Origin of the sequence: Acinetobacter baylyi DSM 14961 = CIP 107474 (assembly GCF_000368685.1) — a bacterium.
Classification (GTDB): domain Bacteria; phylum Pseudomonadota; class Gammaproteobacteria; order Pseudomonadales; family Moraxellaceae; genus Acinetobacter; species Acinetobacter baylyi.
On the sequence record NZ_KB849627.1, the window covers coordinates 259,360 to 272,303 of the forward strand.

General features: G+C 38.4%; 13 protein-coding genes. 8 read left to right on the plus strand and 5 right to left on the minus strand.

All coding sequences use genetic code 11. The features are described 5' to 3' along the window. Positions 1 to 48: 48 nt before the first annotated feature. Positions 49 to 510 carry a phasin family protein gene (locus F952_RS08255; RefSeq protein ID WP_004925581.1) on the minus strand — a complete coding sequence of 154 codons (462 nt, stop codon included), beginning with the start codon at positions 508 to 510 and terminating at the stop codon, positions 49 to 51. Between the two features lie 191 nt (positions 511 to 701). Here F952_RS08255 and F952_RS08260 point away from each other — a divergent pair, with 191 nt between their 5' ends. The 8 genes from F952_RS08260 to fdx all read left to right on the plus strand — a co-directional run bounded on the left by F952_RS08260 (position 702) and on the right by fdx (position 6,810). Further along, positions 702 to 1,355: a hypothetical protein gene (locus F952_RS08260; protein ID WP_004925584.1), complete on the plus strand. Its 654-nt coding sequence runs from the start codon at positions 702 to 704 to the stop codon at positions 1,353 to 1,355. 109 nt (positions 1,356 to 1,464) lie between these two features. Continuing rightward, the gene (locus tag F952_RS08265) at positions 1,465 to 1,938 is read left to right on the plus strand and encodes an Rrf2 family transcriptional regulator (protein ID WP_004925587.1); all 474 of its coding nucleotides are present in this window, start codon (positions 1,465 to 1,467) and stop codon (positions 1,936 to 1,938) included. 1 nt (position 1,939) lies between these two features. Further along, on the plus strand, positions 1,940 to 3,157 hold the full coding sequence (locus F952_RS08270; RefSeq protein WP_004925590.1) for an IscS subfamily cysteine desulfurase: 1,218 nt from the start codon (positions 1,940 to 1,942) through the stop codon (positions 3,155 to 3,157). Between the two features lie 71 nt (positions 3,158 to 3,228). Continuing rightward, positions 3,229 to 3,615 carry a Fe-S cluster assembly scaffold IscU gene (gene iscU / locus F952_RS08275; RefSeq protein WP_004925593.1) on the plus strand — a complete coding sequence of 129 codons (387 nt, stop codon included), beginning with the start codon at positions 3,229 to 3,231 and terminating at the stop codon, positions 3,613 to 3,615. A gap of 25 nt (positions 3,616 to 3,640) precedes the next feature. Next, positions 3,641 to 3,961, plus strand: a complete 321-nt coding sequence (iscA, locus tag F952_RS08280) for an iron-sulfur cluster assembly protein IscA (protein ID WP_004925595.1) — start codon at positions 3,641 to 3,643, stop codon at positions 3,959 to 3,961. A gap of 84 nt (positions 3,962 to 4,045) precedes the next feature. Next, entirely contained in the window at positions 4,046 to 4,561 is a 516-nt protein-coding gene (hscB, locus tag F952_RS08285) for a Fe-S protein assembly co-chaperone HscB (RefSeq protein WP_004925597.1), read from the plus strand. Positions 4,562 to 4,594: 33 nt separating this feature from the next. Then, complete coding sequence (hscA, locus tag F952_RS08290; RefSeq protein ID WP_004925600.1) at positions 4,595 to 6,457, plus strand: Fe-S protein assembly chaperone HscA; 1,863 nt, start codon at positions 4,595 to 4,597, stop codon at positions 6,455 to 6,457. Between the two features lie 14 nt (positions 6,458 to 6,471). After that, positions 6,472 to 6,810 carry an ISC system 2Fe-2S type ferredoxin gene (fdx, locus tag F952_RS08295; RefSeq protein WP_004925603.1) on the plus strand — a complete coding sequence of 113 codons (339 nt, stop codon included), beginning with the start codon at positions 6,472 to 6,474 and terminating at the stop codon, positions 6,808 to 6,810. A 48-nt stretch (positions 6,811 to 6,858) separates the two neighbouring features. Here fdx and F952_RS08300 read toward each other — a convergent pair whose 3' ends face one another. The 4 genes from F952_RS08300 to F952_RS08315 all read right to left on the minus strand — a co-directional run bounded on the left by F952_RS08300 (position 6,859) and on the right by F952_RS08315 (position 12,912). Then, on the minus strand, positions 6,859 to 8,262 hold the full coding sequence (locus F952_RS08300) for an adenylate/guanylate cyclase domain-containing protein (RefSeq protein WP_197535390.1): 1,404 nt from the start codon (positions 8,260 to 8,262) through the stop codon (positions 6,859 to 6,861). 111 nt (positions 8,263 to 8,373) lie between these two features. Further along, positions 8,374 to 8,808 carry an HIT domain-containing protein gene (locus tag F952_RS08305; protein ID WP_004925607.1) on the minus strand — a complete coding sequence of 145 codons (435 nt, stop codon included), beginning with the start codon at positions 8,806 to 8,808 and terminating at the stop codon, positions 8,374 to 8,376. Positions 8,809 to 9,024: 216 nt separating this feature from the next. Further along, complete coding sequence (gene mfd, locus F952_RS08310) at positions 9,025 to 12,492, minus strand: transcription-repair coupling factor (RefSeq protein ID WP_026056963.1); 3,468 nt, start codon at positions 12,490 to 12,492, stop codon at positions 9,025 to 9,027. A gap of 63 nt (positions 12,493 to 12,555) precedes the next feature. Then, on the minus strand, positions 12,556 to 12,912 hold the full coding sequence (locus tag F952_RS08315; protein WP_004925613.1) for a hypothetical protein: 357 nt from the start codon (positions 12,910 to 12,912) through the stop codon (positions 12,556 to 12,558). Between the last annotated feature and the right edge of the window lie 32 nt (positions 12,913 to 12,944).

Here is a 12,944-nt window from a genome sequence, read left to right on the forward strand (position 1 = left end):
AGCTAAAATAACGACGAATTTAAGCATAAAGTGACTAAATTTTCTGATTTATGACTTTTCATCTAATTTCTGCTGCAATTTTTCGTTTTCTTGTACCAATGAATCTACCTTGGCATTAAGCTGAATCAAGAGCTGCTCAATATTCTGTATATCTTTGATGGTCACTAAACCAATACGATTCAATGAATGATGAACACTATGGTCAATCATCTTCTCGACCTTATCCTTGGTATCTGTAACAGATTCTTTTGCTTTTTCAGTTACTTTTGTAACAGTTTGATCTGCCGCATCGATTGTCTTGGATTCAAGTTCTTCACCAACTTTGACTAATGAGTCAAATAACTTGTTACCTTCCTCTTCTGCACGCGAAAATGCGCCCAATCCTGCCAACCAGATTTGCTTGGTATACTTTCTAAAATCTAATCCAGATTTACGCGAACACTTGGATTTTTCATCATTTTTTTCTAAATCATGTTCTGTATTTTTTGAATTTGTTAATTTTTTTTCCATTTGCTTAAACTCCTGCTTACTTTCCAGCCACTTTATCGGATTTGTGTTCAAAATATTTTTATAATAACAAGTCAAGTCTTGATCGTTTTGTAAAAGTGTTCTACAAAGCAAATTAATTCTGTTTTTATTTTAGTTTTGAGTATGGAACTCAACTTTACATTAATTTGGGGTCACTTAAGGATTATTTTTCTATGAGCGATACGCAACAAAGAAAAGAACAAAGTTATTTGTTGCTCAATATTGTTTTGATTATTCTGGAAACTGTATTTTCCTTCATTTTAAAAAATGATGGTGTCATTGGTTTGCAGGCGAAGCAATTTGTTCAAAACAAAACCTCTATTCGCATCAATAGTTATCTTCCTTATTTTGACTTTTATATTCAGTTTTGTGAAAAAGGTATTCTTTTTGATTATAAGGCGCCAGAGCATGCTGTAGATCTAACCGTAAATACGACATTCTTAGATCTTTTTAAAATACTAAGTGTTGGAAATCGACGTAGCATTAAAAAAATGCGCATTGAAGGAGATCCAGATTTAAAAGAACAATTTAAAGATCTTATGCTACATTTTAGTGCACCGAAATTATTTGCCGACTGGAAGCAATGGTTAGCAAAACCAGAAACACCAGAAGAAGCCGTAGCTTCAAAAAGACGCATTGCTCCCCTACTTGAAAAAATTGATCAACAACGCTCACAGATCAATTATCTTACCGTGGAAGTGAAACAATACCAAAACAGAATACGTCGCATTGAACGCCGTCAACGCTTGATTAATATCGCCTTTAGTGTAACCAGCATCGTTTTGATTTTGTTATTGGTGTATACTATGTTTCGACTTTATGGATGATAAAAATCGACACTGGAAATGATACGATTTAATTATCATTAAAAAACTTGACTATTTTAGTCAGGATTCATAAAATTCTCATATCTAGTCTAAACATGTGTACCGAATCATGCGTCTAACAACTCGCGGTCGCTACGCAGTGACTGCTCTCCTTGATTTAGCTTTGCAGCCAACTGAACAAACGATCACGCTAGCAGAAATTGCAGCTCGCCAATCCATTTCAGTCGCTTATCTCGAACAACTTTTCGCAAAATTGAAGCGTCATGGTTTAGTTTCGAGTGTACGTGGTGCAAACGGTGGTTATCATTTAGCACGACATGCAACTGAAATCACGGTTCTGGAGATTATTGAAGCAGTCAACGAAACTGTTGATGCCACCCGTTGTGACCATAAAGGCAATTGCCAAAACGGTGCAATGTGTTTAACTCATGACTTATGGCAAGAACTTTCTCACCACATTGCCGATTACTTAGCAAAAATCACACTTGCTGACCTGATTGCTCGCGATAATGTGCAAACAGTGGCACTACGCCAAAATACAGTAAATTACGATTCAGCTCTTCTTTCGGTTACAGGTATTTGACATGAAACGTCCGATTTATCTTGATTATGCAGCAACTACTCCCGTTCTACCAGAAGTTGCAGAACGCATGATGGAATGTCTAACTTTTGAAGGGACATTTGGTAATCCTGCATCACGTTCACATGCATATGGCTGGCAAGCTGAAGAAAAAGTTGAATATGCACGCGAACAAGTTGCCAATCTTATTAAAGCAGACCCTCGTGAGATTGTGTGGACTTCAGGCGCAACTGAATCTGATAATTTAGCACTTAAAGGTATTGCACAGTTTTATGGTTCAAAAGGTAAACATATCATTACCAGTAAAATTGAACATAAAGCTGTTCTAGATCCATGCCGTGAACTTGAAGAAGCTGGCTTTGAAATTACTTATTTAGAACCAGAACCACGCACAGGCCTGATTACACCAGAGATGGTTGCTGCTGCATTACGTCCAGATACCATTTTGGTTTCTCTCATGATGGTTAATAATGAAATTGGGACGATCACTGATGTTGCTGCAATTGGTGAATTAACTCGTGCCAATAAAACCTTTTTCCATGTCGATGCCGCACAGGCAGCGGGTAAAGTTGAAATTGATCTTTCAACCATGAAAATTGACTTGATGAGTTTCTCAGCTCATAAAGCTTATGGTCCAAAAGGTATTGGTGCCTTGTATGTCCGTCGTACTCCCCGTGTTCGTTTGAAAGCTCAAATACATGGCGGTGGCCATGAACGTGGTATGCGCTCAGGTACATTAGCAACGCATCAAATCGTGGGTATGGGTGAAGCATTCGAGATTGCAGGTAAAACATTGCATTCTGAACAACAGCGTTTACGTAAATTGCGTGACAAGCTTTGGAACGGTCTGCAAGGCTTAGAGCAAGTATTTTTAAATGGTCATCCAACTCAGAACGTTGCCAATTATTTAAATGTTAGCTTCAACTTTGTTGAAGGTGAATCTTTGATGATGGCACTTAAAGATGCAGCAGTATCAAGTGGTTCTGCATGTACATCTGCGACCCTTGAACCCTCTTATGTGCTCCGCGCATTAGGATTATCTGATGAACTGGCACACAGTTCTATCCGCTTCAGTTTTGGTAAATACACCACTGAAGAAGATATTGATCATGTACTTGAAGTAACCAAAGCTGCTGTAGAGAAATTACGCGAACTTTCTCCGCTTTGGGATATGTATAAAGAAGGTATCGACCTTTCTACAGTTGAATGGGCTGAACACTAATTTTTATTTGAAATCGGTGTTTTTAACCTCATATTTAATATTAGGCTGACCCCGAGGTTTGGAGAAGCAACATGGCTTATAGCGAAAAGGTAATTGACCATTACGAAAATCCACGTAATGTCGGTATTTTAGATAAAAATGCTGAAAATGTTGGTACAGGTATGGTAGGCGCGCCAGCGTGTGGTGATGTCATGCGTTTACAAATCCAAGTAAATAATGATGGTGTGATCGAAGAAGCACGTTTCAAAACTTATGGTTGTGGCTCTGCGATTGCTTCAAGTTCATTAGTGACAGAATGGCTTAAAGGTAAAACACTTGATCAAGCGCAAGCGATCAAAAATATCGACATTGCAAATGAACTTGCTTTGCCACCTGTGAAAGTGCACTGTTCTGTACTTGCAGAAGATGCCATTAAAGCGGCGATTGAAGACTATCGTAACAAACGATCAAAAGCTTAACTAATACTGACCAGATGGAGTTTTCATGATTCACTTAACTGAAACTGCTGCAAATCATGTACGCAATTATCTACTTAACCGTGGTAAAGGCGAAGGCATTCGTGTAGGTGTGAAAACTTCAGGCTGTTCTGGTTTAGCTTATGTACTGGAATTTGTTGATGACATTAATGAGTACGATCAAGTTTTTGAACAGCATGGTGTAAAAGTATTTGTCGATCCTAAAAGTATAGTGTATCTCGATGGTTTAGAGATGGATTATGTCAAAAATGGATTAAATGAAGGCTTTGAGTTTAATAATCCAAATAAAAAAGGTGAATGTGGTTGCGGTGAATCATTTACCGTTTAATCAAATTATCCTCCCTTCTTCTGAATTAAAAACAGTGATCTTCACTGTTTTTAATTTATTAATTTACGATGGAATTCGTCTCCCATGAATCATTTTGAGTTGTTCGACTTACCCGTAGCACTCGACATTGATTTGGTCGCGTTAAAAGCAAATTTTCTTAAATTGCAACAGCTACACCACCCAGATAAAGCATTGGATAAAGATCAAGCGCTTATAATGTCAAGTGATATTAATCAAGCCTATAAAATCCTTTCGCAGGTGGACAGTCGCGCTGCCTATTTACTGTCTTTAAAAAAACAGGATCATCATTTAGACCAATCTATTCATGATTTTGAATTTTTACAATCAGCATTAGAAATAAGAGAACAACTGGACGAAGCCGACTCTCAAGAACAGTTGATTACTCTGAAAAATGAAGTCAAACAGTGGGTTGATGGTCTAATTCGTGAATTTAAAATAGATTATTCAGATGAAGATTGGTCAGAAGCACGTGATACCGTTCGAAAATTACGATTCTTTCAACGTGTGCTTAATGATATCGATAAAGCCGAAGATCAGTTACTTGATGAAGATAGTTTTGATCTAGATGACGACTTTTAATTTTGCTGTATAGATTTATTCAAGGGATTAAACATGGCACTCTTGCAAATTGCTGAACCTGGTCAATCAAGTGCCCCTCACGAACATCGCATTGCGATCGGTATTGATCTCGGGACAACACATTCTTTAGTTGCTACCGTACTTTCTGGGCAATCTAAAGTATTACAGGATGAGAAAGGTCGTGTGTTATTTCCTTCGATTGTTCATTATGCTGAACAGTCTATCGAATATGGAGATGATGCCAAACCATTTATTACGACAGATCCGAAAAATAGCATTATTTCTGTCAAACGTTTTATGGGACGCTCTAAAGCAGACATCAAATTCCAACATCCTTATGTTCTGGTTGGCAATGACAATGAAATGCCAGCTTTTGAAACTGCACAAGGTCGCAAGACCCCTGTTGAAATTTCGGCTGCTATCTTAAATCAGCTCAAAATTAGAGCCGAAGAAAGTTTAAAAAATCCGATTAATGGTGCAGTGATTACTGTACCTGCATATTTTGATGAAGCACAACGTCAGGCAACCCGTGATGCCGCACAGCTTGCTGGCTTGAATGTTCTACGCTTGCTCAATGAACCCACAGCTGCTGCAATTGCTTATGGTCTAGATCAAGAAAACCAACTCAGTTCAGATCGTAATTATGTCATCTATGACTTGGGCGGTGGAACATTTGACGTTTCAATCTTGAGATTTTCTCAAGGAGTTTTTGAAGTTCTAGCCACTGGTGGTCATACAGCACTCGGTGGTGATGATCTTGACCGTCTGATAGTGAAATGGGCTAAAAAGCAACTTCATATTGAGTCACTAGATGATCATGAATATGCTGCCTTTTTAGTTGCAGCGCGTACAGCCAAAGAACAACTCTCAGAACAGCAGTCTGTTTATTTCAAAGCACTTGATCACAAATTAGAATTGAATCGTGACACTTTTGAAAGCATTATCCAAATTGCTTTAGACAAAACTATTAGTGTATGCAAACGTGTACTTCGTGATGCAAAACTTAGCCTTGATGAAATTGAAAAAGTCGTTTTGGTAGGTGGTTCAACACGTTCTTATGCTGTTCAAAATGTTGTACGCCAAGTTTTTAATCAAGAGCCTCTTTGCACAATCAATCCAGATGAAGTAGTAGCCATTGGTGCATCTATTACGGCTAATCAATTAATTGGTAATTCACAAGACGGTTCTTTATTGTTGGATGTAACACCCCTTTCTCTCGGTCTAGAAACTATGGGCGGGCTGGTAGAGCGATTGATTTCACGTAATACAGCAATCCCTGTTGCTCGTCGTCAGGAATTTACGACCTATCAAGATGGTCAGTCGGCCATGCTGATTCATGTTGTCCAAGGCGAACGTGATCTGGTTGAACATTGTCGTTCATTAGGTCGTTTCGTTTTGCATGGCATTCCACCCATGACAGCAGGCCAAGCTCGAATAGAAGTCACATTTCAGGTCGATGCGGATGGTTTATTGACAGTATCTGCTCAGGAAACCACATCTGGTGTCAAAGCTCAAATTGATATCAAACCATCTTATGGTTTATCTGCTACTGACACAGAGCGTTTACTACTGGAAGGTTTTCAGCACGCCGAAGAAGATAAGAACTTACGTCATTTACAAGAAACCAAAGTTGAAGCTCAACGGGAACTCGAAGCCCTTGAACAAGCTTTGAAAAATGATGCAGGTTTGCTTGATATCCAGCAGTTACAAGCACTTCATACTGCCAAAGATCAATTACAACAGCAACTTCAATCAAATGATATCGATCAGATTGAACGCGCTGTAGCACAGTTAAAAATCCATAGCGATGAATTTGCCGCTTTGCGTATGAATCAACATATTGATCATGCTTTAAAAGGTACAAAACTCGAAGATTGGTCAGACTCACAGAAATAAACAGGTGAATTCCTATGCCACGTATTAAAGTTCTTCCGCATACACAAATTTGCCCAAATGGTGCTGAGTTTGAAGTAGAAGAAAATGCAAACTTATGCCAAAGCCTTCTCGCCAATGGTATTAAAATTGAACATGCTTGCGATATGTCGTGTGCATGTACCACATGCCATGTCATCGTTCGTAAAGGTTTTGACAGTCTTCAAGAAATGAATGATGTCGAAGCAGATTTACTTGATCGTGCTTGGGGACTTGAGCCTGATTCACGTTTATCTTGTCAGGTCAAAATTGTAGATGAAGATCTTGAAGTTGAGATTCCAAAGTATACGATTAATCATGCATCTGAAAATCATTAACTTTTAATTGTCTCATCTTATCAGGCCTTCTATTTATAGAAGGCTTTTTTATGATTTTAAATTACCCTGTGCAAGCTTGACTTCATCTTTCATAGATAATTTTACAATTCCTTTATCATTGGTCATTGCTTGTTGCGCCTGAATACGATGTATCATCTTTTCCATGACTTCAACCAATTCCGAGTATTCAAAACGCTGTACTTCTTCAAGATTAAGTAAAAGGTGGAAACCTTTATATTCGTAGTCAAACCACTGCTGTAAATCTTCCTGATTTCCTGTATATTTTTCCAAAACCTGCCATGTTTTTACAGCACCTTGAATCCCCTTAAGATAAATAGGTGCTTTGGGTGCACACAGAAATTGATCTTTAATCAATTGATACGTTTCATCAGAAATAAGAATCTCATCGACCTCTGCTGCATATTGTAATCTGGCAGCCAAATTTACATCACGCCCAACAATGGTATAAGCCATACGATAAGTCGCACCATAGTTTCCAACGTGACAATATCCTGTACTTACGCCCATACGAATATTTAATGCAGGATAACCCATTTTTTTCCATCGTTCGCGTAATAACTTCATTTGTTGGCGCATAGCTATTGCCATTTCTACACATGATGCAGCATCCTGCTGTACACCCTGAGAATTTGGATCACCAAAGAAAATTAGAATCGCATCGCCCATGAATTTATCAATGGTTGCTTCATATTGATTTGCAATTTCAGTCATATGACTTAAATAATCATTTAACAAGAACGCTAAATCATCGGGAATTAAAGACTCCGAAAGCTCTGTAAAGCCTTGTATATCAGAAAAAAATACCGTGAGTTTTTTACGTTTGTATTCAATTTTTGCTTCTGCTTCACCACGCATGATCGACTGCCATAACTGCAATGGTGCATAGCGGCTCAATTGATTAGCAAAAGTCATATAACGTGTCATCTGATTATAATAATCTTGACGCAACTGTTTTATTCTTTCTATATAAATATGTTGATAGTAATTACCCATACTAATAAAAATAATCAGACAAATTAAGCTAATTACGGTTAATTCTTGGCTGGTATTGGCTAAATAACCTTGAAAACCAAATACGAAAAAAGTATGAAAATAAAAGCATGCTATGCCTGATAATACAGCCAGTGACATAACAACAAATGGAATCCGACTATTAATTGCACTATAAATCCATGCAAAAAGAATAATAAATGTAAGTACCAGACTGAGGTGGACACCCGCAAGAACAATTGATACCACAAAGGTATCGATTAAGAAAAAAATACTACGTGTTATCTTTTTATCAAATTTTGCTTCGAATACACGATTTAATCTGGGTATTAAAAGAACAAGTATAACAATGAAAATTGGAACATAAATTTGATATTGACTATGTGCAGAAGTAAAGGAATAAATCACAATAAGCAAGGACAGAATAAAATATCCCATCATTCGATGGAAATAAATAAACTGCTGAGGCCCTCTTTCAATAAATCTCGTGAGCACCCTATCCTCCGCAACACAGTTTTAAGCTGCATAATTCCATATGCAGCACAGATGAACTTAGTCCATACGCCAATCGAATGGCATATCACCTTGTCCACGCAAAGCAAGCATTAAAGTCTGACGCATATGTGCCAATACATCATTGGAATATGGAATTGCAGGCGTCCCCCATACTGGCTTAGGCCAAGCAACATCATTTTGATAACGAACAACATGATGAAAGTGCAATTGAGGAACAATGTTACCTAAAGCTGCAACATTCATTTTATCTGCACGAAACACTCGCGCTAATTGGCTTGATAACCAGCTTGACTCTCTTAGAAACTGCTCTTGATCGGCTTGGCTTAATTCATATAACTCAGATACCCCAGGTACACGCGGAATCAAAATGAGCCAAGGAAATTGCATATCATTCATTAAACGACATGTTGAAAGCGGGAAATCGCCTACAAAAAAAGTATCTTGAGCAAGTTGTGGATGCAAACTAAACATATCTTTATAAATGACGCAATGATAGTGATGGCTAATACTACCACATCAGTCATGATGTGAATATTATTAGCCTTGTCTTTACTTACAAATAACAATGATTTTATTCAATTATTGTCTGTTTCGCTCAAGAATGAAAAGCTCTATATCAAGTCATGTCATTCTTTATAAGCCTAACCCAGATGTCATAAAAACAATCATTTACACTTTTAAACTTATTCAGGAATAAGAATGTAGCTCCTGAATTAGTTTTGATAATAACGCGTGCGCAAACTGAATTCGTTTATCGTATTCTTGCAACTGCACTGTAACCTTTAGACGCTGACCACCCTCCATACGATAGTATGTGGGTTGTTTTTGCATGAGCTGAATAATACTAATCGCCTGAACAGGAGTATCTTGAGAAAACTCGATATATCCCCCCTGACTGTTCAAATCAATTTTAGTGATTCCCAACTCTTCTGCTTGTAACCTTAACTGATGTACATGGAACAATTGTTTTACTGATACTGGAAGCGTTCCAAAACGGTCTATTAGCTCCATTCGAATGTTATCCAGTTTTTCCTGCGTATCTGTGTTACTAATTCGTTTATAAAACAGCAAACGCTGATGTACATCGCCTAAATATTCATCTGGAATTAAAGCAGGCATATGCAAATTGATTTCGGCGGTTAAAGACAATGGCGCATCAAAGTTTGGCGTTTTGCCCTTTTGAATAGCCTTAGTCGCTTTTTCAAGCATCTCCATATACAAACTATAACCAATTGCCTGCATCGAACCACTCTGCTGTTCACCCAGTAATTCACCTGCTCCACGAATTTCTAAATCTTCAGTCGCCAGCATAAAGCCAGCCCCCAGTGTTGATGCGCGCTGAATGGCATCCAGACGTTTTTCAGCATCGCCTTTAAGATGTTTGATTGAAGGCACCAACAAATATGCGTAAGCTTGATGATGCGAGCGCCCTACACGTCCGCGCAATTGATGTAATTGTGCCAGTCCTAACTTATCTGCACGTTCCATAATAATCGTATTGGCATTTGGAACGTCAATCCCAGTTTCGATAATGGTTGAACAGACCAGAACATTATATTCTTTATGATAAAACTGTTGCATCACTTGTTCTAATTCACGCTCACGCATCTGTCCATGCGCAACAGCGACACGCGCTTCTGGAACTAAATTACGAATATTTTCTGCTGTACGTTCTATGCTATCTACTTCATTATGCAGGAAATAAACTTGTCCACCACGTAACAGCTCGCGCAAAATCGCCTCTCTTACCGAATCATCTGTATGCTCTTGTACAAATGTTTTAACCGCCAGGCGACGTGCTGGCGGCGTTGCAATAATGGATAAATCCCGCATACCTGAGAATGCCATATTTAACGTTCTTGGGATTGGCGTTGCAGTTAAGGTTAGCATATCAACATCAGCACGCATGGCTTTGATTCGCTCTTTATCGCGTACACCAAAACGATGCTCTTCATCCACGATCATCAATCCCAAATCATGAAACTGTACTGTTTCCTGTAACAGTTTATGAGTTCCTACCACAATATCCACTTTCCCTGTCTGCAAATCTTCAATATTTTTTTGATGGGTTTTATTTGAACCAAATCGGGATAGTACTTCTATCCGAATAGGCCAGTCTGCAAAACGGTCTTTAAATGACTCGTAATGCTGCTGCGCCAGCAAGGTAGTTGGAACCAATACTGCAACTTGTTTGTTATTCTGTACTGCCAAAAATGCAGCACGCATCGCAACTTCTGTTTTACCAAAACCAACATCACCACATACCAGACGATCCATCGGTTTTGCAAGTTGCATATCGTGCAATGTCGCTTCAATTGCATTGGCTTGATCAAGTGTCTCTTCATAAGCAAAACCACTTGAAAATTGCATATATGGGCTTTGATCGAGCTCAAAAGCAAAACCTGGTTTCGACTGACGGCGTGCCTGAATATGCAATAATTCAGCTGCAACATCGTGAATTTGCTCCAGTGCTTTTCTTTTGGCTTTGCTCCACGCATCTGTTCCAAGCTTATGTAATGGTGCCAAATCTGGGTCGCCGCCACTATAACGACTAATTAGGTGTAAATTAGTGACTGGCACATAAACTTTAGCCGCATCAGCATAGTCTAATTGCAAAAATTCGTGATCCTGATCATCAATCTCAAGTGTAATGAGCCCTGCATAGCGACCAACACCATAATCGATATGTACAACAGGGGCACCAATACTAAGTTCCGTTAAACTACGAATCAGAAACTCTTCTGAGACTTCTTGCTGACGCTTACGACGGCGTTGTACAACTCGATGTTCATATAACTGGTTTTCTGAAATCACCGCAAGCTGGCTGCTCAACACCAGACCTCGGTCCAATGGCGCATTGGTAATGGCAATCGCATATTGTTGCTTTACAAAAGCATCAAAGCCTTCCACATTTGGGATGTCTCCCAAACTTGGCCTTAAAGCATCTTTTAAGCTTTCACGACGTCCTGCACTTTCTGCGACCAAAAGAACAGGATGATTGACCTCATTAATGTACTTTGTAACAACTTCAAAAGGGTGTTCTTTTTTAGGATCAACGGCCAACTTTACAGGTTGTGATACTGGTAAATTAATTCCACCTACACGTTCTGCAATAATTTCTGAAGATACATGTATACGTGGAAATTGTTTAAGCTGCTCCAACACCATATTCGGCATCAAAAATAGATGCTCAGGCGACAATATGGGCTGGTCAATATTATGTCTGCGACTTTCATAACGCTGAACAACATCCTTCCAACAAGAAGTTAGACTTTCATCTAGCGCATCATTTGTAATGACAATGCAATTTCTAGGTAAGTATGCTGTAAAATAACTTTGACTTTCCATCTGCCCTTTTTCAAAAAATAAAGGCAAATAAAACTCAACACCTGGTGAGGCAATTCCATCCAGTACATCTTGATAAATTGGATTTTTCTTCGGGTTTGCAGTAGGAAAGGCTTCTGCATATCGTTCTCGAAATATAGAGCGACCTTCTTTAAGCGGAAATTCTTTGGCAGGTAATATCCTAAACTGCTTTAAATTTTCAGTCGTTCGCTGCGTTTCAGGGTCGAAGAACTTGAGCGTATCGATCTCATCATCAAATAAATCTATACGGATAGGTTGTTCCTGTCCCGAAGCATATATATCCATAATACTGCCACGTACAGCAAATTCTCCATGGTCATAGACAGTATCAACCAAATGATAACCTGCCTGAATCAAACGTAATTTTTCTTTTTCTAGATCAAGCTTTTGTCCAACCTGAATATCAAAATGCTCACCCAACACCCAACCTATAGGAGCAACACGCTGTGCCAGTGTAGACGCCGAAATAAGCAACACGCCGGTTTGAGGCATATTTGAAAGAATCGCTAAACGTTCAGAAACAATATCCTGATGAGGCGACAATCGATCATAAGGGAGAATTTCCCAGTCTGGGAAGATCGTGGGCTTTACCCCATAAAATTCTAGTTCACTTTCGAGTTGAGCAAGATGTTGACTATTTTGTGTAACGATTACCAATAAAGTCGTATGCTGTTGAACGATTTCCTTAAATAGAAGCGCACCAGAAGATCCAAATAATGAACCTATCCAGCGTTTTTCACCTGCTTTTAACTGCTTTAATTTGAGTTCTGAGATTTGTTGTTGGAACATTGAGCTTGTATAGAAGATGAAAGACATGTCAATTATCTTAACATGCACATACCCCTCAATTCCTTACTTATCTCGTTTAAACATTCGATAATATTGGTTTAATTTTTCAATCAAATGTTTAAACTGCTTTAAATTTTCTTCATTATTATTTAAACGCTTCAGATAATTACCTGTTGCAATTTCAAGATCAATTTTTTCATTGATCAGTATCGATTTCAGATAAAGTTGCTCTAAATTATCAAAACGGTTTAATTTACGATTAGAAAAATAATCTAGTCGTTCAGAAAGCTCTTGGTTGAGCACAATTCCATCTACAACATAGCCTTTGTCCGCATCCAGATAAATATTCTGCTCCTGCATATATAATGATTCTGCATCGGGGTTTGAACGGTCAAACCAACCTTTCAACTTGTTAAACATACATCATTTTCTCTAAAACTATCATCATATTG

What these genes read in the sequence shown, in the direction of transcription:
- F952_RS08255 (WP_004925581.1), bottom strand. Translation starts at nt 510, where the DNA reads ATGGAAAAAAAATTAACAAATTCAAAAAATACAGAACATGATTTAGAA.
- F952_RS08260 (WP_004925584.1), top strand. Translation starts at nt 702, where the DNA reads ATGAGCGATACGCAACAAAGAAAAGAACAAAGTTATTTGTTGCTCAAT.
- F952_RS08265 (WP_004925587.1), top strand. Translation starts at nt 1,465, where the DNA reads ATGCGTCTAACAACTCGCGGTCGCTACGCAGTGACTGCTCTCCTTGAT.
- F952_RS08270 (WP_004925590.1), top strand. Translation starts at nt 1,940, where the DNA reads ATGAAACGTCCGATTTATCTTGATTATGCAGCAACTACTCCCGTTCTA.
- iscU (WP_004925593.1), top strand. Translation starts at nt 3,229, where the DNA reads ATGGCTTATAGCGAAAAGGTAATTGACCATTACGAAAATCCACGTAAT.
- iscA (WP_004925595.1), top strand. Translation starts at nt 3,641, where the DNA reads ATGATTCACTTAACTGAAACTGCTGCAAATCATGTACGCAATTATCTA.
- hscB (WP_004925597.1), top strand. Translation starts at nt 4,046, where the DNA reads ATGAATCATTTTGAGTTGTTCGACTTACCCGTAGCACTCGACATTGAT.
- hscA (WP_004925600.1), top strand. Translation starts at nt 4,595, where the DNA reads ATGGCACTCTTGCAAATTGCTGAACCTGGTCAATCAAGTGCCCCTCAC.
- fdx (WP_004925603.1), top strand. Translation starts at nt 6,472, where the DNA reads ATGCCACGTATTAAAGTTCTTCCGCATACACAAATTTGCCCAAATGGT.
- F952_RS08300 (WP_197535390.1), bottom strand. Translation starts at nt 8,262, where the DNA reads ATGATGGGATATTTTATTCTGTCCTTGCTTATTGTGATTTATTCCTTT.
- F952_RS08305 (WP_004925607.1), bottom strand. Translation starts at nt 8,808, where the DNA reads ATGTTTAGTTTGCATCCACAACTTGCTCAAGATACTTTTTTTGTAGGC.
- mfd (WP_026056963.1), bottom strand. Translation starts at nt 12,492, where the DNA reads ATGTTCCAACAACAAATCTCAGAACTCAAATTAAAGCAGTTAAAAGCA.
- F952_RS08315 (WP_004925613.1), bottom strand. Translation starts at nt 12,912, where the DNA reads ATGTTTAACAAGTTGAAAGGTTGGTTTGACCGTTCAAACCCCGATGCA.